The following is a 16,374-nucleotide window of genomic DNA, read 5'->3' as shown; positions in this document are numbered from 1 at the left end:
GTGTCCCACTCATCTCTCGCCGGTTGCCCCCGACCGGGCCGCTCACACCGTGCCGGCCGGGTGAAACGGGGAACGCGGTCGTCAGGACCACCCGTGCGGCGAGGAGGAGACATGAGCGGCGACGGCAACCGCGCCTACGGACACCAGACCTTCAGCAGGTCCAGGAGCCACTTCCAGGACCGGGTCACCGCGGACGGCCGGGACGGCTGGCCGGTCGAGGCGGGCCGCTACCGGCTGGTGATCTCCCGCGCCTGCCCGTGGGCGAGCCGCGCGGTGATCTCGCGCCGGCTGCTGGGGCTGGAGGACGCGCTCTCGATGGCGATCGCCGATCCGGTCCAGGACGACCGCAGCTGGCGGTTCACCCTGGACCCGGACGGGCGGGATCCGGTGCTCGGTATCCGGTTCCTCAGCGAGGCCTACGACAAGCGCGAGACCGGCTACCCGGGCGGGGTGAGCGTGCCCGCGCTCGTGGACGTCCCCAGCGGCCGGCTGGTCACCAACGACTACCAGCGGATCACCCTGGACCTGGCCACCGAGTGGACCGCCCTGCACCGCGCCGGCGCGCCGGACCTCTACCCGGCCGGCCGGCGCGACGAGATCGACGAGGTGATGGCCGAGGTCTACGAGGACGTGAACAACGGGGTGTACCGGGCCGGGTTCGCCACGCACCAGAAGGAGTACGAGGAGGCGTGCACGGCCGTGTTCCGGCGGCTGGAACTGCTCGGTGAGCGGCTGTCCGGGCAGCGGTATCTGGTCGGTGACACCCTCACGGAAGCGGACATCCGGCTGTTCACCACGCTGGTCCGGTTCGACGCGGTCTACCACGGCCACTTCAAGTGCAACCGCTGGAAGCTGGCGGAGCACCCGGTGCTGTGGGCGTACGCCCGGGATCTGTTCCAGACGCCGGGGTTCGGTGACACGGTGGACTTCGACCACATCAAGCGGCACTACTACCAGGTGCACACCGGTATCAACCCGACCGGCATCGTGCCGCTCGGCCCGGACCTCGGCGGCTGGCTGAGCCCGCACGGCCGCGCGGAGCTGGGCGGCCGGCCGTTCGGTGACGGTACGGCGCCGGGTCCGGTGGCCCCGGGCGAACGAGTGGCCGCGCAGGGACGGCCCGCATGAGGGCCGATTGACGAGGAAGTAGTCACCCATGGCCAAGAACAAGAAGAAGAAGCTCCCTCTCGTCTACCAGCCGGTCGGATTCGTGCTCAGCTGGGCGGGCGGCGCGCTGGCCGGTATGGCCTTCCGCAAGGCGTGGATGGCGATCCGGCACGAGGAGGACGCCCCCGACGCCCTGGACCCGGACCGCGGCTGGGGCGAGATCCTGCTGGCCGCCGCGGTCCAGGGCGCGATCTTCGCGGTGGTGCGCAGCGCCGTGGACCGCACCGGCGCGAAGGCCATCGCCCGGTCGACGGGCGTGTGGCCGGCGACCGACAAGGGCGGCCGGGACTGACCGGACCGACCGCCCCCTGCCCCGGCGCCCCGGCCGAGCACCGTCGCGGCGCCGGGGTTCATCCCCGCCCCGGCACCACCGCCGCCGACCCGGCACCCCCGCCGTCCGCCGGCCTCGCCGGGTGCCACGGGCAGCCGCCGCCCGGTCGACCCCGTTCCCGCACCGCCGTCGACCGGGCCCCCACGGCGTCGGTCACCCCTGCTTCGGTGCTGTCGGCGGCAGCAGGCGCAGGGTGAAGGAGTGGCCGGCGGGGTCGGCGTAGCCCCGTTCCTCGTACGGGCCCGCCGCGTCCCGCGTCTCGATCGGCCGCCCGCCGAGTCCCACCACGCGTCGCTCGGCCTCGTCCAAGTCCTCGACGAGGAAGTCGAGATGGGCCTGGAGGGAGTTCTCCGGGCGCGGCCAGCTGGGCGGGGTCGCGTTGACATCGCGCCGGAAGGCCAGCCGGACGCCGTCGGCGCCCCTGACCTCCACGAGGTTGGCGGACGCGCTCACCCGCTCTCCGTCCAGCAACTCGCGGTAGAACTCGGCGAGTTTCTCAGGCTCGGCGCAGTCCAGCACGACCACGCCCGCTTTCACCAGTGACATGGGTCCTCCCGGGAAGTGTCCTCTCCCCAGCGGATATCCCCGGCCCCCGGATTCAGTCGGCGGGCAGCCACTGTCCGTCGCGCATCAGCTCCCGCCCGCGCAGCTCGTTCTCCTCGCGCCAGGCCTGGATCCGCTCCGGGAAGACCCTGAAGTACAGGTAGCGGGCGGCCAGTCGGCGCGGGTCGAAGCCGGTCTTCCCGGCGAAGACCTCGGCGTCCTCCTCGGGCAGGTCCTCGGGTGTCACCGCGCGGACGCCGCCGTCGACCAGGACGACGTCCCGGGTGGGGCCGATGCCGAGGCGGGCGCGGCCGGTGGCCACGAGATTGCGGCCGGTGGGGCTGTCCGCCGGGGTGGCGATCAGCAGGCAACTGCCGTCCCACACGAACGACAGCGGTACGAGGTACGGCGCCGCGCCGTCGGGTCCGGCGGTGGCGACCCACGCGTCGACGTCGTGGTCCAGTCGGTGCAGGGTGTCCTTCTTGCGCTGTTCGGCGGTGCGGGCGGGGGGCGGGGTCATGGCGTACGGCCTCCTCTGCGTGATCGTCCCGACCAGTGTGGCCGTGGGCCCCCGGTCCGCGCACGGAGTCGCCCGAGGCGTGTCCGGGTGCGCCCGAGCGGATCAACGAGCTGGACGTGCTCGGCGTCCGGTGTCAGGTCCACGCGCCGAGCGACGAGGAGCCCACCATCCCGTCACCCGGCCCCGAAACCCCCGCCCGCGCCGGTCAATCGCACCCGACGCCCTCCTTCACCAGCGGCCACGCCTCCACCCCGTGGTCCGTGCGGACGTACGCCGTCGCCCTGCCCGCCGTCAGCCACAGCCGCCGGTCACGGAAGCGGTACCCGGTGTCCCGGGCGTCCGCGGGCATGCGGACCCTCGCGCGGTAGGGCGCCCGGAGCAGTTCGTCCCGGCCCAGCACGCCCTCGGGGTCGCGGGCGTAGGTCCGGTCGGCCAGGGCGAGGAAGTCGGCGGACTGCCAGCCGCAGTGCTCCGGTCCCGAGGAGCTGTGCAGCCGGGCCACCGGCACCCTCCGGCCCGCGCGGTCGGTCCAGATCTGCCAGTCCGTGGTGGACGTGAAGCTCTCCGGGAGTTCGGCCGGGTCGCAGGAGGCGTGCGTCTCGGGGCCCCAGCCGGGGCGGTCCTTCTGGTCCTTGGCCACGACGACCGCCACCTTGGTGCGGCCGTCCACGTCGTAGGAGTACAGGACCCGGTCCGCCTCCTCGCGTTCCACGCGGTACCCGTGGTCGGGCTCCTCCGGCCGGACCATGTCGAAGTAGAGGGCCAGCCCCTCCTGCGGGGTGTCCCCGCCGTCGGACCTGCTCCAGCCGTCGGGTCCGGAGCCCTGGAAGATCTCCCCGTCGCACTCCAGCGCCCGGCCGGCCGCCCCGGAGGCCAGGCGCAGCGCCCGGGGCGTGCTCTCGTCGAGTTCCTTGGTCGGTACGTCGAGCGGTCCGCTGTAGGGGGTCGGCGGTGGGGTGCCCTCCACCACCAGGTCGGGCCCGGGCCCGGCGTCGCACCCGGCCACCGCCCCCACCGTCACGGCCGTCAGTACCGCCGTCGCCACCAGCCCTCTGCGCATTCCCGCCCCTGTTCTCCCGTGCTCCGTGCGGTCCTTCGACGCCGGAGCCGGACGGAACGTTCAGCGGGCCCGCTGGAAGGTCCTCCGGTAGGCCTGCGGGGACACGCCGATCGCCGCGTGCAGGTGCTGGCGCAGCGAGGCGCCGGTGGCGAAGCCCACCTCGGTGGCGATCCGGTCCACCGGCAGGTCGCTGGCCTCCAGCAGGTGCCGGGCGCGGGCCACCCGCTGCTGGATCAGCCAGCGGCCGGGGCTGAGGCCGACCTCGTCGCTGAAGCGGCGGGCGAAGGTGCGCAGGCTCATCCGGGCGTGCCCGGCGAGGTCCGCCAGGGTGAGCGGTTCGTCCAGCCGCTCCAGTGCCCAGGCGCGGGTCGCGGCCGTGCCGGCGGCGCCGCTCTCGGGGACCGGCTGCTCGATGTACTGGGCCTGGCCGCCGTCCCGGAACGGGGGCACGACACAGCGGCGGGCGACGGCGTTCGCCAGTTCGCTGCCGTGGTCGGTGCGGACGATGTGCAGGCAGATGTCGACGCCGGAGGCCGCGCCGGCGGAGGTGAGGATGCGGCCGTCGTCGACGAAGAGGACGTCCGGGTCGAGGTCGACCCGGGGGTAGCGGCGCCGGAACAGGTCGGCCACCTGCCAGTGGGTGGTCGCCCGGCGGCCGTCGAGCAGTCCGGCCTCGGCGAGGACGAAGGCGGCCGTGCAGATGGAGACGATCCGGGCGTCCGGGCGGATCCGGTCGAGCGCGGCGGCGACCTCAACCGGCAGCTCGGTGGGGATGTGGGCGGGCGCCATGGAGGCGACGACCACCGTGTCGGCCGTCTCCAGGATCTCGGGGCCGTGGACGACACCGACGGTGAAGTCGGCGTTGGTGCGCACCGGGCGGCCGTCGACCGTACAGGTGAACACCTCGTAGTGGCCGTCGGCCGCGCCGAAGATGCGGCTGGGGATGCCCAGCTCGAAGGGGTAGACGCCGTCGAGGGCCAGGACGACCACGCGTTCGGGACTCGGTGTGCCACGCATGGCACGATCCTATCGAAGCTTGGCATTCATGCCATTTCCCGGCCGGGCGGGCTTCGGCAGGCTGGGTGACCATGAGCGATGTGAACACGATGCGAGCCATCAGCCAGGACGTTCTCGGCGGTCCCGAGGTCCTGAGGGAAGTGCGGGTCGAGCGGCCGAAGCCGCGTCCGAACGAGGTGCTGGTCCGGGTGCGGGCCGCCGGGGTGAACCCCACCGACTGGAAGCACCGGGCCACCGACGGGTTCCTGGGCCGGCCCCCGTTCGTGCTCGGCTGGGACGTCTCCGGGGAGGTCGCGGAGACGGGGATCGGCGTGGCCGCGTTCCGGCCCGGCGACGAGGTCTTCGGCATGCTGCCCTACCCCTTCGGCCACGGCTCGCACGCCGAGTACGTCATCGCCCCGGCCCGGGCCCTGGTGCGCAAGCCGGCCTCCCTCGACCACGTGCAGGCGGGCGCGCTGCCGCTGGTGTCCCTGACCGCCTGGCAGGCGCTGACCGAGCACGCGGACGTCGGGCCGGGGCAGCGGGTGCTGATCCACGCGGCGGCCGGCGGGGTCGGCCATGTGGCCGTGCAGATCGCCAAGGCGCGCGGGGCGTACGTGATCGGGACGGCCAGCGCGGGCAAGCACGACTTCCTGCGGGAGATCGGTGTGGACGAGCCGGTCGACTACCGCACGACGGATGTCACGGAGGCGGTGCGGGACGTCGACGTCGTCCTGGACACCCTGGGCGGTGAGACCTCCGTGCGCTCGCTGCGGGTGTTGCGGCCGGGCGGTGTCGTGGTGTCGATCCTGCCGGTGGGCTCCGCGGAGTTCCACGAGGAGGCCGAGCGGCTCGGGGTGCGGGCGGTGCGGATGCTGGTCGACGCCGACCGGGCCGGGATGCGGGCGGTCGCGGAGCTCGCGGAGTCCGGCCGGCTGAAGGCGACGATCGCCGGGACGTTCCCGCTGGCCGACGCGGCGAAGGCGCACGAGCTGGGCGACACCGGGCGGACGACGGGCAAGCTGGTGCTGCTGGCGGACTGAGCGCTGCGCGCCGACAAGCGGCAAACTCGAAGACATATGTCAATCGAACATGCTCAAATTCCTTCCATCGAGGGTAACTTGACGATCGGGAAACGACGTCCGGGCGCGGGTGGGAGGTGGTGGCGAGGTGCGACACGAACCCGTACCTCTCCCCCGGCAACTGGGCGTGTACGCGTACCGCGGGCACACGGTGCTGGAGTTCCGGGGTGAGATCGACATCGTCTCGGCGACGGAGATCGGCCCGTTCGTCGACCGGGCCACCGACCGGCCCGGGGCGCGCGTCGTGATCGACCTGCGGCCCGTGGAGTTCTTCGACGGCTCGGGGCTGCGGCTGCTGTACCGGGCGCGCGTCCGGGTGCAGGAGCGCGGCGGGCAGTTGCACCTCGTGTGCACGCACCCGCTGACGCTGCGCGTGTTCCGGGTCACCGGTCTGGCCCGGCTGCTGCCCCCGCAGCCGAGCCTGGACGCGGCCCTGGCCCGCTCCGGGGCCGCGTCCGGCTCACTGTGACCCCGGCCGGCCGCATCGCACACATGACGCACCGGTCTGCTCCGGCTGTTGACGGGCATGCGGTCAACAGGAAGGAGGACGGTCGCGATGACGACTTCCGTGAGGCGCCTGCCGGGGTGGGCCAAGGCCGTGGCGGCGCTCGTGCTGGTGCTCGCCGTACTGTTCGCCGGCATCCGGCTGGCCGTACTGCCCGGCATCAAGGACCTGTTCGGCACCGAGACCCATGACCGCTCCGGCCCGGCTCTCCTCAAGTCCATCCAGGACATGAGCCGTTACGACGCGGCGTCGGGCAACTTCCAGGTCGTCGTGGACCTGGACAAGGACGCGAAGTTCCTGCCCGACGCCATCCGCGGCACCCGCACCCTGTACGTCGGCGCGGGCACCGTGGACGCCTACGTCGACCTGGGCCGGGTCGGCGAGAGGGACGTGACGGTCAACGACGACCGTACGTCCGCCACCATCCGGCTGCCGCACGCACGGCTCGGCAGGCCGGCCCTCGACCCCGACCACTCCTACGCCGTGTCCAAGCAGCGCGGGCTGCTGGACCGGCTCGGTGACCTGTTCTCCGACAACCCCAACAGCGAGCAGGCCGTGCAGCAGCTCGCCGTCCGGCACATCGGGGACGCGGCGCGCACCAGCGGGCTGACCGCCCGGGCCGAGCGCAACACCACCGGCATGCTCCAGGGCCTGCTGCGCTCCCTCGGCTTCACGGAGGTGCACATCGCGTACGGCACCTGATCAGGAACCGAGAATCCCCGGCAGGGCCAGCGCCCCCAGCACGGTCGCGCCCACCAGCAGCCAGGCCACGTAGTCACCCACGTGCCCGGACTGGAGGCGCCTGAGGGGTGCGGCCCAGCCGGGCGCGGCCACCCAGCCGGGGCGGCTGACCGCGAGCCCGGCCAGCGCCAGGGCCAGCAGGGCGGAGGCCACGCCCAGCAGGACGCCGGGCAGGGTCCAGTGCGCGGAGGCGTGGGCGCCGCCCGAGCCGGCCTCGTTCACGGAGCGGGCGACCAGGGCGCCGAAGCCGGGGGCCACCCCGACGGCGAAGGCGGCGGCGAGCAGCACGGCGGGCACGATCGTCATGGTGTCCGGGATCCGGCGCAGCGGGCCGGACGTCTCGGGTTCCTCGTCGGAGCCGCTGGTCTCGTACTCCGCGTCCCCGGGGCGCGGCCCGAGGCCCAGGAAGACGCGGGCGGTGACCCGCAGGACCGCGCCGGCGGTGATCGCGGAGGCCGCCACGTACACCACGGTGAACGGGCCGCCGACCGCCTCCTCGGTGATCGCCTTGCCCAGCGCCGTACCGAACGGCGGCAGACCGGCCAGGCCGAGGCCACCGACGGCGAACATCACGGCGGTGGCGCGCAGCCGCCCCCGGGCCCGGCCGTGCAGCGCGTGCTCGTCGACGCTGCCGAACCGGTCCAGCAGGACGCCCGCGCAGGCGAACAGCGCGGCCTTCACGCCGGCGTGGCCGAGGAGGTACAGGGCGACCCCGTCGTCGCCCTCGGGGGTGAGGACGCCCAAGCCGACGAGGAACAGGCCGGTGTGGGCGACGGTGGAGTAGGCGAGGAGCCGTTTGATGTGCCGCTGGTACCAGCACATGACGGCGCCGGTCACGGCCGTGAGGGCGCCGAGCGTCACCAGGGCGCGGGTCAGGTCGGCGGCGGGGATGCCGCCGGGTCCGGCGAAGACGGTGCCGTACACCCGCCATACGCCGTAGGCGCCGAGTTCCACCATGACGCCGGACAGGAGCATGCAGACCGGGGTGGGGGCGACGGCGTGCGCGTCCGGGAGCCAGAAGTGGAACGGCACGGCCGCCGCCTTCACCAGCAGCCCGGTCAGCACCAGCACGAAGGAGGCGAGGACCAGCGCGTCCGGCCCGCCCGGCCCGGCGGCGGCGTCGAGCCCGCGGCCGATCTTCGCCATGGCCAGCTCGCCGGTACGGGCGTACAGCAGGGCGATGCCCATCAGCATCGCGTACGCCCCCAGGGAGTTGACGACCCCGAAGGTCAGGGCGCCCTGCACGGCCTTGGCCTCGTCGATGCGGTAGCCGGTCAGCGCGTAGGCGACCACGCTCATCAGCTCGAAGAACACGAACGCGTTGAACAGGTCGCCCGCGACGGCGAAGCCGCACATGGCTCCCTGGAAGACCAGCATCAGCGCGGTGAAGGAGCCGGTGCGGTCGCGCGGGGGCTCGTCGAAGTAGCGCCAGGAGTAGGCGAGCGCGGCCAGGGTGAGCAGTGAGGCCAGCGCGGCCATGCCGAGCGCCGGGCCGTCCCCGACCACCAGGATGCCGACGCTCTCGCCGTCGACGGGCAGCCAGCCGCCGACCCACTCGACCATCGGCGGGGCGGAGTTCAGCAGCAGGATCAGCGCGAGGGCGGCCGTGGCCCCGGAGACGACGAATCCGGTGAGTTCGGCGGCGGTCCGGGGCAGATGGCGGCCCGTGGCCACCAGCAGGGCGGCGCCGAGCAGCGGGATCGCGACGAGCAGCGGGATCAGGTGGTGCATCAGCCGCGCAGCTCCCGCAGTTCGTCGGGGTCGACCGTGCCGTGCCGTTTGGCGATCTGGAGGACGAGGGCGAGCAGCAGCGCGGTGACGGTGGCGCCGACGACGACGTCGGTGAGGGTGAGGGCCTGCACGACCGGGTCGACCACCGGACGGGAGCCGGGCTTCATGTCGGAGAAGACGGGTGCGGTGCCGCCGTCGCGGTAGCCGACCGCCAGCAGCAGGACGTAGGTGGCGGACTGGCAGACCGCGAGGCAGCCGACGGCGTGGATGAGGTTCCGGCTGGTGGCGAGGCCGTAGCAGCCCGTCAGGAAGATGTAGGCGGCGACCAGGTACGGAAGGACGTGCATCACGGTGTTCCCCTCCCGTGCTCTTCCTCGATCTCCACGGCCTGGTCGAGGAAGTGGGCGAGCAGGACGACGACCGCGCTCGCCACCTCCATGCCGATGGCCGCGTTCAGCAGGGGGACGGTGCCGCCGGACGACAGCGTGTTGAACGTGCCGTACGGCAGCAGGGTGTTGGCCAGGAACGCGGTGCCGGCGAGGATCCCGGCGGCGCCGAGCACGAGGTAGGAGGAGACGGCGAGCGCGTCGGTGGTCTCGTAGACGCCGAGCGGGCGGACGCGTTCCAGCGCGTGGTAGTCGGCGCCCAGGTAGAGCAGGTGCAGGGCGGTCGCGGCGACGACCCCGCCCTGGAAGCCGCCGCCGGGACTGAGCTGGCCGTGGGCGATGACGTACAGGCCGGTGACCAGGGCGACGGGCAGCACGAGCAGGGCGTAGCGGCGGACCGGACGGGCCACGTCGGCGGGTTCGGGCCGTGCCCGGTGCTCGTCGCGGGCCTCGCGCAGCAGCACCACGCAGCCGAGGACGGCGGCGAACAGGATGCTCATCTCGCCGAGGGTGTCGTAGGCGCGCTGGTCGAAGTTGACGGAGGCGATGGTGTTGGCGGTGTGCCGGGAGAGGGCGGCGTGGACGGCGCGGTCGCCGTACGGGTGGCGGGACCCGCCGAAGCCGGGCAGGTCGAGGCAGGCCGCGACGAGCAGGGCGGCCAGGCCCGCGCCGCCGACGGCCAGCAGCCACAGCCGCAGCCGGTTCACCCGTCACCCTCCTCGGAGCGGCCCCGGCGTCTGACCTTGCGCACCGACAGCATGATCAGCAGTGGGGTGAGGGCGGAGCCGACGGCGAGCTGGGACAGGCCGACGTCCGGGGCCTGGAGCACGGTGAACAGCACGGCCAGCAGCACGCCCAGGAAGGACAGCACGAGCGCCTGGCGGGCGGGGTCGCGCTGGGCCACGGCCGCGGTGGCGGATCCGGCCACGAGCAGCAGCACGACGACGATCAGGGCGTCGGACACACGGCACCCGCCTTCCACGTGCCGGCGGGCGCGCGCCCGCCCCGCGGGGCGTACCGGCGGCCGGCCGCACCCGGCGTCCCGTCAGCCACCCCGCACCCCCCGGTATCCGCCCGCCAGGGCGCGGGAGGCGATCACGTTGCCGCTGATCAGCAGGGCGCCGATCACCAGGAGCTTCACCGTCGCCCGGCCCGGGGCGCCGGCCACGCACAGGGCGAGCACGACCGCCGCGCCCAGGCCCGCCGCCGTCCAGGTCAGGGCCCACGCGCCCGGGTGTTCCCCGGCCAGGTCGTCGGAGAGCAGCCGGGCGAAGACGAGCGTGCCGACCGGGCCGAGCAGGGCCAGCAGCAGGGCGAGGTCGACATAGGAGGGGCGGCCGTAGCCCTGGGCGAGGAGCAGCAGGGCCGGGCAGACGGCGGAGGCGGTGAGGTTCTGGGCGATGACCCGGCGGGCGGGCGGGCCGGTGGTCACGCCCCACAGGGCCGCCGCTCCTCCCCCGCCCAGCTCGACGGTCGCCGCGAGGATCCAGCCGTTCACCGCCGGCTCACCGCCCGCCGGCCGGTCCGGGCGAGGACCGCGCCCACGGCGGCACAGCTCGCGCCGACGATCCGTTCCAGGGTGTCGACGGTGCTGATCAGCACCAGCCACAGCAGTGCCAGCACCGCCCACCAGGCGAGGAGTTCACCGGCGGCGAGGAAGGCCGCCCGGGGTGCCGTACGACGGGTCACGCAGCACCTCCTGGGTCCGCTGTGCTCGGATACGCGGCGATGTGTCCACCAAGCCGCTGGGGGCATCCAAGCACCGCCGGACCCGGGCGGGAGCGGCGGCACGCGGGTCCGCACCCGGAGTGCCCCTCAGGCGTGAACGGAAACCACGGGTGCGGGCCGGACGGCGGGCATCCTGGGCCGCGGCGGGGGTAACCGACGTTCGGACCGCGGAAGTTGACGAATGGAGGAGCACATGGCCCGTACCGTGCCGCGCCTGCCGGAGATCCTGCGCGCCGCCCGGAAACGGCAGCCGGCCGAGGGGGTCCGCCCCGCCCGGAAACGGCAGCCGGCCGACGGGGCGCGCCCCCGGTCCACCCGGACGTGGTGGCCGGCCGGGAAGCTGCGCCCCCGGTCCGCCGCCCGCCGGCGCCCGGCCGAGGGCACCCGGGAGCGACCCGCCGAGGAAGGCCGGCCCCGGCACGTATGGCCGCTGCCCGTCCGGCTGCTGGCGATCCTCGTCGCCTTCGCGTGCATGGTCGCGTTCGCCGTCGCCCTGGCCCGCATCACCCTCCAGCCGTCCCCCGCGTCGGTGCCGCTGACGCACAGCAACCTGCACCCGGGCCGCTCGCTCCAGGCCTATCTGGAGCAGGCGTCGCTGCGGGACGCGCTCCGGCAGCTCGGCGGCAACGTGCTGCTCGGCGTGCCGTTCGGGGTGCTGGTGCCGGTCCTCGCGCCGCGTGCCCGGGGTGTGCTCCAGGTGCTCGCGCTGACGGCCCTCGTGATGCTGATGGTGGAGCTGGTCCAGGGGGCGCTGGTCACCGGGCGGGCCTTCGACATCGACGACGTCATCCTCAACACGGCCGGGGCGCTGCTGGGTTGGCTGCTGCTGGGGCGACGGCTCGGACGGGGGGTGCACCGGCGCGTGCGTGAGCCGTCCGCCGGCTGATCGTCAGCGACAGGTCCGTACCAGAGTATTGACGGCCCCTTATCTCACTCCTTAAATCAAGAGGCGCACCGCTCACACCCCCACATGAACGGAGAGCCATGGCCTCCCCACGCCTGCTCCGCAGATGTCTCCTGGCCGCCCTGTCCGCGGCACTGATCGGCTCGGCCGCCGTCGGCCCGGCGCGGGCCGACACCGCCGCCCCCACGGCGGCGGCCGTCACCACCTTCTCCGACACCTTCGACGGGCCCGCGGGCGCCGGCGTCGACTCCTCGAAATGGACCCTGGAGACCGGCGACAACGTCAACAACCACGAGCGGCAGTACTACACCTCGGGCACGAAGAACGCGGCCCTCGACGGCCAGGGCCACCTGGTGATCACGGCCCGCAAGGAGAACCCGGCCGGCTACCAATGCTGGTACGGCAGTTGTCAGTACACCTCGGCCCGGCTGAACACGGCCGGGAAGTTCAACGCCCAGTACGGCCATGTGGAGGCGCGGATGAAGATCCCGCGCGGCCAGGGCATGTGGCCCGCCTTCTGGATGCTCGGCACGCCGGTGAACTGGCCGGACTCGGGTGAGATCGACGTCATGGAGAACGTCGGCTTCGAACCCTCGACCGTGCACGGCACCATCCACGGCCCCGGCTACTCCGGCTCCGGCGGCATAGGCGCGGGCTACTCGCTGCCGAACGGGCAGGCCTTCGCGGACGCCTTCCACACCTTCGCCGTCGACTGGGCGCCGAACTCGATCACCTGGTCGGTGGACGGCAACGTCTACCAGCGGCGCACCCCGGCCGACCTGGGCGGGAAGACCTGGGTGTTCAACAAGCCGTTCTTCCTGATCCTGAACCTCGCGGTCGGCGGCTACTGGCCGGGCGACCCCGACGGCTCCACGCAGTTCCCGCAGGCGCTGGTGGTGGACTCGGTGTCGGTGACGACGAGCGACAGCGCCGCCGGTGTGCCGATCCGGGGCCTGGCGGGCAAGTGCGTGGACGTGGCCGGCGCCAACCCCGCGAACGGCACCCCGGTCCAGCTCTACGACTGCAACGGCTCGGCCGCACAGTCGTGGACGGTGGGCTCGGACGGCACGCTCCGGGCGCTCGGCAAGTGCCTGGACGTCAGTGGCGGCGGCACCGCCGACGGCACGCCCGTCCAGCTGTGGGACTGCAACGGCAGCCCCGCCCAGAAGTGGGCCCTGCCGGCGGCCCGCGACATCGTCAACCCGCAGGCGAACAAGTGCCTCGACGTCACCGGCAACAACTCGGCCAACGGGACACGGTTGCAGATCTGGACCTGCACGGGCACCGCCAACCAGAAGTGGACGGTCGGCTGACCCTGCCCCGCCGGCCGGTCAGTGCAGCGTCCAGGTGTACTTGCCGCCGCCCACCCAGCGGACCGCGTCCGGGTCGTCCAGGTCGTGGATGGGGATGCCGTAGGAGGCGGCCGTCTCCAGCACGTCCGTGACGGTCCTGGCCTCACCGACCACCTGACCGTCGATCTCCATGATCCGGAAGGGCGGCTCGCCGTGCCGGCCCGGGCACACCCCGAGGACCAGGATCCGCGGGCGGGAGATGTGGGGGGCTGCTTGTTCGGTCATGCAATCGAGGGTAGAACGCAACCCGCGCCGACGGGTCATCCGCCGGAGCCGTCGAGGAGATCGAGTACGGCCGCCTCGACGGCTCCCTGCGTGGCCGGACGACCGAACTCCCCGTGTTCGCCCAGCCGGGTGAGCACGGGGGCGACGGTGACGCCCTGCTCGAACAGCTCGAAGACCTTCGGGTCGATGTACGACGTCCGGCACACCGCGGGCGTGTTGCCCAGGTAGTGGCTGACCTCGCGGACGGCCCGGGCGCCCCGCGCGGTCACGGAGACCGCCACGGCGGCCAGCACGGTGGCGTGCCAGGTGCGGAAGTCCTTGGCGGTGAGTCGGTGCCGGACAGCCGGCGCAGGGCCTCGTTGAGGTCGTCGCCGCGTAGGTCGTGCCAGGCGCCGTGGTCCCAGCAGGCGAGGAAGCGGTCGCCGCCGCGCGGGCGGCGCAGCAGGGACCGGGCGACCGCGTGCACCTGCTCGTCGACGAGGGCGCGGACCATCTCGGTGCCGCCCTTGGCCGGGTGGCCGAAGCCGATCTCGCCGCGTGCGCAGCCGACGTGCTCGCGGAGCACGGTCGTCAGGCCGTAGGTCTCGCTGGTGCGGGTGTGCCGGTCTCTGCCGATGCGGAAGAAGCCGAGGTCGAGCAGGCGGACCGCGCAGGCGGCGACCCGGTCCCGGCTCAGCCCCCGCCCGGCGAGGTCCGGCGCCACCTTGGCGCGCAGCTCGGGCAGGGCCCGTGCCACCTGCCGTACGTGCTCGTGCTCGGCCTGGTCCTGCTCGGCCCGGAAGCGCTCGTGGTACAGGTACTGCCGGCGTCCGGCGTCGTCGGTGCCGACGGCCTGGAGGTGGCCGTTGGGCCAGGGGCAGATCCACACGTCGCGCCAGGCGGGCGGGATGGTCAGGGCGCGGAAGCGGGCGAGTTGCTCGGGGTCGGTCAGGGGCTCGCCGGCGCCGTCGGCGTAGCGGAAGCCCCGGCCGCAGCGTAGCCGGGGTCGTCGGGCGAACTGCTGCGCAGCCTCACCGCGGTCTCCCCCCGGCCTCGTCGCCGTCCCCGCCGCCTCAGGGCCGGCGCCAGTCGTCGCTGGTCAGATGGGAGCCGGCCTGCGGGCCCATGCGCAGCATGCCGCCGTCGACGCTCCACGAGGCGCCGGTGACGTAGGAGGCGTCCGGGCTCGCGAGGAACGCGATCACGGCGGCGACCTCGCGGGCGTCACCGGGCCGGCCGAGCGGCACGCCGGGACGGCGCTCGCCGCGCACGTCGGTGTCCTCCTGGCCGGTCATCGGGGTGGCGATCTCACCCGGCGCGACCGCGTTCACCGTGATGCCGTACTCGGCCAGCTCCAGGGCCATCACCTGGGTGAGCAGTCCGAGCCCGCCCTTGGCCGCGCAGTACGGGGCCGCGCCGACCCGGGGCTGGTGCTCGTGCACGGAGGTGACGTTCACGATCCGGCCGCCGCCGCCCTGCCGGATCATGCGCCGCGCGGCCCGCTGCCCGAGCAGGAACGGGCCCACGAGGTCGACGTCCAGGACCCGGCGCACATCCGTGAGCGTCAGGTCGAGATAGGGGGTCATCGTGCCGGTACCGGCGTTGTTGACGAGGACGTCGATCCGGCCGAGCTCCTCGCACAGGTCGTCCACCGCGTCGGCGGCCTCGGGCAGCCGGGTCAGGTCCAGCCGGCCCACGGCGGCACGGCGGCCGTGCGCGCGGACCTCCTCCGCCGTCTGTTCGGCGCCCTTCTCGTCCGTGTGCCAGGTGATGCCGACGTCCAGGCCCGCCTCGGCCAGCCGTACGGCGGTGGCCCGACCGATGCCGCTGTCCGCGCCGGTCACCACGGCCGTTCGCTGCGCATCCGGTACGGACATCACGGGCCTCCTCACGGTGGGTCACGTGCACGGGTCACGCAGTACCCGGGGGCGGTGGGGACAAACGGACCCGCCACCGCGGACACGGAAGGCGGCCGGTCGCGCGGTTCCCCGCGCCCCTCCGGGGCGCCTGGTGCACCCTTGGTTCCCATGGACCCCGTCGCCGCCCTCGACCGGATCGCGTTCCTCCTGGAGCGGGCGCTCGCGCCCACCTACCGGGTACGGGCCTTCCGCACCGCCTCCCGGACGCTGGCCGCGCTGCCCGAGGGAGAGGTGGCCGAGCGGGCCGCCGCCGGGACGCTGGAGTCGCTGAAGGGGGTCGGACCGAAGACCGCGCAGGTGGTGCGGGAGGCGCTGGGCGGTGAGGTGCCCGGGTACCTGCGCAAACTGGAGGAGGAGGCCGGGGCGCCGGCGGGCGCCGAGGGGGCCGGGGCCGGGCTGCGGGCGCTGATCCGCGGGGACTGCCACACGCACTCGGACTGGTCCGACGGCGGCAGCCCGATCGAGGAGATGGGGCGGGCGGCGGCCGGGCTGGGGCACGAGTGGGCCGTGCTCACCGACCACTCGCCGCGGCTGACCGTGGCCCGTGGCCTGTCGCCCGCGCGGCTGCGGGAGCAGTTGGCGGTGGTCGCGGAGCTGAACGCGCGCTGGGCGCCGTTCCGGCTGCTCACCGGCATCGAGTGCGACATCCTGGACGACGGCTCGCTGGACCAGGAACCGGAGCTGCTGGACCGGCTGGACGTGGTCGTGGTGTCGGTCCACTCCAAGCTGCGGATGGACGCCCGGTCCATGACCCGGCGGATGGTCGCCGCCGTGCGCGATCCGCACGCCGACGTCCTCGGGCACTGCACCGGGCGGCTGGTCACGGGCCGGGGGCGGCCCGAGTCGCAGTTCGACGCGGACGAGGTGTTCGCCGCGTGCGCCGAGTCGGGGACCGCCGTGGAGATCAACAGCCGCCCGGAACGGCTGGACCCGCCCCGGCGGCTGCTGCGCCGGGCGGTCGAGGCCGGGGTGCTGTTCTCGGTCGACACCGACGCCCACGCGCCCGGCCAGCTGGACTGGCAGATCCTCGGCTGCGCGCGGGCCGAGGAGTGCGGGGTGCCGCCCGAGCGCGTGGTGACCACCTGGTCGGCCGACGAGCTGCTGGACTGGACGCGGGAGGGCCGGCTGCCGGCACGCGTGGCGGGTTCCGGGCGTGGTACCCGTTCCGGGAGCTGACCGCGAGGACCCTGGGGCCGGCCGGAAGG

Annotated in this window: 22 protein-coding genes and 1 pseudogene; 8 read left to right on the top strand and 15 right to left on the bottom strand. The window is 73.8% G+C overall.

Going from position 1 to position 16,374, the window contains the following annotated elements:
• Nucleotides 1-111 precede the first annotated feature (111 nt).
• The gene (locus tag IE294_RS18255) at nt 112-1,128 is read left to right on the top strand and encodes a glutathione S-transferase family protein (protein ID WP_189887336.1); all 1,017 of its coding nucleotides are present in this window, start codon (nt 112-114) and stop codon (nt 1,126-1,128) included.
• Between the two features lie 28 nt (nt 1,129-1,156).
• On the top strand, nt 1,157-1,459 hold the full coding sequence (locus IE294_RS18250; protein ID WP_014676628.1) for a DUF4235 domain-containing protein: 303 nt from the start codon (nt 1,157-1,159) through the stop codon (nt 1,457-1,459).
• A gap of 192 nt (nt 1,460-1,651) precedes the next feature.
• Here the strand turns inward: IE294_RS18250 and IE294_RS18245 are convergent, their stop codons facing one another.
• The 4 genes from IE294_RS18245 to IE294_RS18230 form a co-directional block, all read right to left on the bottom strand.
• A complete protein-coding gene (locus tag IE294_RS18245) occupies nt 1,652-2,044 on the bottom strand; it encodes a VOC family protein (protein WP_189816697.1) in 393 nt (130 codons plus the stop codon).
• A 52-nt stretch (nt 2,045-2,096) separates the two neighbouring features.
• Nucleotides 2,097-2,561 (bottom strand): pyridoxamine 5'-phosphate oxidase family protein, encoded by a 465-nt coding sequence (locus IE294_RS18240; protein ID WP_189887334.1) that lies wholly within the window; start codon nt 2,559-2,561, stop codon nt 2,097-2,099.
• A gap of 205 nt (nt 2,562-2,766) precedes the next feature.
• Complete coding sequence (locus IE294_RS18235; protein ID WP_189887332.1) at nt 2,767-3,621, bottom strand: hypothetical protein; 855 nt, start codon at nt 3,619-3,621, stop codon at nt 2,767-2,769.
• 60 nt (nt 3,622-3,681) lie between these two features.
• On the bottom strand, nt 3,682-4,638 hold the full coding sequence (locus tag IE294_RS18230) for a GlxA family transcriptional regulator (protein ID WP_189887330.1): 957 nt from the start codon (nt 4,636-4,638) through the stop codon (nt 3,682-3,684).
• Between the two features lie 71 nt (nt 4,639-4,709).
• On the opposite strand from IE294_RS18230, the gene IE294_RS18225 reads away from it, so the two are divergent.
• The 3 genes from IE294_RS18225 to IE294_RS18215 all read left to right on the top strand — a co-directional run bounded on the left by IE294_RS18225 (nt 4,710) and on the right by IE294_RS18215 (nt 6,906).
• Nucleotides 4,710-5,660 carry an NADP-dependent oxidoreductase gene (locus tag IE294_RS18225; RefSeq protein ID WP_189887328.1) on the top strand — a complete coding sequence of 317 codons (951 nt, stop codon included), beginning with the start codon at nt 4,710-4,712 and terminating at the stop codon, nt 5,658-5,660.
• Between the two features lie 127 nt (nt 5,661-5,787).
• Nucleotides 5,788-6,168, top strand: coding sequence for an anti-sigma factor antagonist (locus IE294_RS18220; RefSeq protein WP_189887326.1), 381 nt, complete (start codon nt 5,788-5,790; stop codon nt 6,166-6,168).
• A gap of 87 nt (nt 6,169-6,255) precedes the next feature.
• The gene (locus IE294_RS18215) at nt 6,256-6,906 is read left to right on the top strand and encodes a DUF4230 domain-containing protein (protein ID WP_189887324.1); all 651 of its coding nucleotides are present in this window, start codon (nt 6,256-6,258) and stop codon (nt 6,904-6,906) included.
• Here IE294_RS18215 and IE294_RS18210 read toward each other — a convergent pair whose 3' ends face one another.
• The 6 genes from IE294_RS18210 to IE294_RS18185 form a co-directional block, all read right to left on the bottom strand.
• Nucleotides 6,907-8,676 (bottom strand): complex I subunit 5 family protein, encoded by a 1,770-nt coding sequence (locus IE294_RS18210; RefSeq protein ID WP_189887322.1) that lies wholly within the window; start codon nt 8,674-8,676, stop codon nt 6,907-6,909.
• Nucleotides 8,676-9,023 (bottom strand): sodium:proton antiporter, encoded by a 348-nt coding sequence (locus IE294_RS18205; protein ID WP_189887320.1) that lies wholly within the window; start codon nt 9,021-9,023, stop codon nt 8,676-8,678. Before IE294_RS18205 ends, IE294_RS18210 begins: the two co-directional genes overlap by 1 nt.
• Nucleotides 9,023-9,769 carry an MnhB domain-containing protein gene (locus IE294_RS18200; protein ID WP_189887318.1) on the bottom strand — a complete coding sequence of 249 codons (747 nt, stop codon included), beginning with the start codon at nt 9,767-9,769 and terminating at the stop codon, nt 9,023-9,025. Before IE294_RS18200 ends, IE294_RS18205 begins: the two co-directional genes overlap by 1 nt.
• The gene (locus IE294_RS18195) at nt 9,766-10,026 is read right to left on the bottom strand and encodes a Na(+)/H(+) antiporter subunit B (protein ID WP_189887316.1); all 261 of its coding nucleotides are present in this window, start codon (nt 10,024-10,026) and stop codon (nt 9,766-9,768) included. Before IE294_RS18195 ends, IE294_RS18200 begins: the two co-directional genes overlap by 4 nt.
• A gap of 81 nt (nt 10,027-10,107) precedes the next feature.
• Nucleotides 10,108-10,560, bottom strand: coding sequence for an MrpF/PhaF family protein (locus IE294_RS18190; protein ID WP_189887314.1), 453 nt, complete (start codon nt 10,558-10,560; stop codon nt 10,108-10,110).
• The gene (locus IE294_RS18185; protein ID WP_189887312.1) at nt 10,557-10,751 is read right to left on the bottom strand and encodes a hypothetical protein; all 195 of its coding nucleotides are present in this window, start codon (nt 10,749-10,751) and stop codon (nt 10,557-10,559) included. The genes IE294_RS18190 and IE294_RS18185 overlap by 4 nt, the downstream gene beginning before the upstream one ends.
• A gap of 220 nt (nt 10,752-10,971) precedes the next feature.
• On the opposite strand from IE294_RS18185, the gene IE294_RS18180 reads away from it, so the two are divergent.
• Together IE294_RS18180 and IE294_RS18175 are read left to right on the top strand one after the other, a co-directional pair.
• Nucleotides 10,972-11,676, top strand: coding sequence for a VanZ family protein (locus IE294_RS18180; RefSeq protein WP_189887310.1), 705 nt, complete (start codon nt 10,972-10,974; stop codon nt 11,674-11,676).
• Nucleotides 11,677-11,774: 98 nt separating this feature from the next.
• Nucleotides 11,775-13,007: a glycoside hydrolase family 16 protein gene (locus tag IE294_RS18175; RefSeq protein ID WP_189887308.1), complete on the top strand. Its 1,233-nt coding sequence runs from the start codon at nt 11,775-11,777 to the stop codon at nt 13,005-13,007.
• Nucleotides 13,008-13,025: 18 nt separating this feature from the next.
• Here the strand turns inward: IE294_RS18175 and IE294_RS18170 are convergent, their stop codons facing one another.
• The 5 genes and pseudogenes from IE294_RS18170 to IE294_RS18160 all read right to left on the bottom strand — a co-directional run bounded on the left by IE294_RS18170 (nt 13,026) and on the right by IE294_RS18160 (nt 15,127).
• Complete coding sequence (locus tag IE294_RS18170; RefSeq protein ID WP_189887306.1) at nt 13,026-13,271, bottom strand: hypothetical protein; 246 nt, start codon at nt 13,269-13,271, stop codon at nt 13,026-13,028.
• 35 nt (nt 13,272-13,306) lie between these two features.
• Complete coding sequence (locus tag IE294_RS49700) at nt 13,307-13,552, bottom strand: hypothetical protein (protein ID WP_373315828.1); 246 nt, start codon at nt 13,550-13,552, stop codon at nt 13,307-13,309.
• Nucleotides 13,537-14,139 (bottom strand): hypothetical protein, encoded by a 603-nt coding sequence (locus IE294_RS49695; RefSeq protein ID WP_373315827.1) that lies wholly within the window; start codon nt 14,137-14,139, stop codon nt 13,537-13,539. The genes IE294_RS49700 and IE294_RS49695 overlap by 16 nt, the downstream gene beginning before the upstream one ends.
• A gap of 9 nt (nt 14,140-14,148) precedes the next feature.
• Nucleotides 14,149-14,202, bottom strand: a pseudogene (locus tag IE294_RS49690) (hypothetical protein); the annotation flags it as partial.
• Between the two features lie 121 nt (nt 14,203-14,323).
• Nucleotides 14,324-15,127, bottom strand: coding sequence for an SDR family oxidoreductase (locus tag IE294_RS18160; protein WP_189887304.1), 804 nt, complete (start codon nt 15,125-15,127; stop codon nt 14,324-14,326).
• Between the two features lie 150 nt (nt 15,128-15,277).
• On the opposite strand from IE294_RS18160, the gene IE294_RS18155 reads away from it, so the two are divergent.
• Nucleotides 15,278-16,345: a PHP domain-containing protein gene (locus IE294_RS18155; protein ID WP_189887302.1), complete on the top strand. Its 1,068-nt coding sequence runs from the start codon at nt 15,278-15,280 to the stop codon at nt 16,343-16,345.
• The last annotated feature ends 29 nt before the right edge of the window (nt 16,346-16,374 follow it).

It is taken from the genome of Streptomyces canarius, from assembly GCF_014650735.1.
GTDB lineage: Bacteria > Actinomycetota > Actinomycetes > Streptomycetales > Streptomycetaceae > Streptomyces > Streptomyces olivaceoviridis.
The sequence above is the reverse complement of the archived record's forward strand: the minus strand, read 5'-3'. Positions and strand labels throughout refer to the sequence as shown.

What these genes read in the sequence shown, in the direction of transcription:
- IE294_RS18255 (WP_189887336.1), top strand. Translation starts at nt 112, where the DNA reads ATGAGCGGCGACGGCAACCGCGCCTACGGACACCAGACCTTCAGCAGG.
- IE294_RS18250 (WP_014676628.1), top strand. Translation starts at nt 1,157, where the DNA reads ATGGCCAAGAACAAGAAGAAGAAGCTCCCTCTCGTCTACCAGCCGGTC.
- IE294_RS18245 (WP_189816697.1), bottom strand. Translation starts at nt 2,044, where the DNA reads ATGTCACTGGTGAAAGCGGGCGTGGTCGTGCTGGACTGCGCCGAGCCT.
- IE294_RS18240 (WP_189887334.1), bottom strand. Translation starts at nt 2,561, where the DNA reads ATGACCCCGCCCCCCGCCCGCACCGCCGAACAGCGCAAGAAGGACACC.
- IE294_RS18235 (WP_189887332.1), bottom strand. Translation starts at nt 3,621, where the DNA reads ATGCGCAGAGGGCTGGTGGCGACGGCGGTACTGACGGCCGTGACGGTG.
- IE294_RS18230 (WP_189887330.1), bottom strand. Translation starts at nt 4,638, where the DNA reads ATGCGTGGCACACCGAGTCCCGAACGCGTGGTCGTCCTGGCCCTCGAC.
- IE294_RS18225 (WP_189887328.1), top strand. Translation starts at nt 4,710, where the DNA reads ATGAGCGATGTGAACACGATGCGAGCCATCAGCCAGGACGTTCTCGGC.
- IE294_RS18215 (WP_189887324.1), top strand. Translation starts at nt 6,256, where the DNA reads ATGACGACTTCCGTGAGGCGCCTGCCGGGGTGGGCCAAGGCCGTGGCG.
- IE294_RS18210 (WP_189887322.1), bottom strand. Translation starts at nt 8,676, where the DNA reads ATGCACCACCTGATCCCGCTGCTCGTCGCGATCCCGCTGCTCGGCGCC.
- IE294_RS18205 (WP_189887320.1), bottom strand. Translation starts at nt 9,023, where the DNA reads ATGCACGTCCTTCCGTACCTGGTCGCCGCCTACATCTTCCTGACGGGC.
- IE294_RS18180 (WP_189887310.1), top strand. Translation starts at nt 10,972, where the DNA reads ATGGAGGAGCACATGGCCCGTACCGTGCCGCGCCTGCCGGAGATCCTG.
- IE294_RS18175 (WP_189887308.1), top strand. Translation starts at nt 11,775, where the DNA reads ATGGCCTCCCCACGCCTGCTCCGCAGATGTCTCCTGGCCGCCCTGTCC.
- IE294_RS18170 (WP_189887306.1), bottom strand. Translation starts at nt 13,271, where the DNA reads ATGACCGAACAAGCAGCCCCCCACATCTCCCGCCCGCGGATCCTGGTC.
- IE294_RS18160 (WP_189887304.1), bottom strand. Translation starts at nt 15,127, where the DNA reads ATGTCCGTACCGGATGCGCAGCGAACGGCCGTGGTGACCGGCGCGGAC.
- IE294_RS18155 (WP_189887302.1), top strand. Translation starts at nt 15,278, where the DNA reads ATGGACCCCGTCGCCGCCCTCGACCGGATCGCGTTCCTCCTGGAGCGG.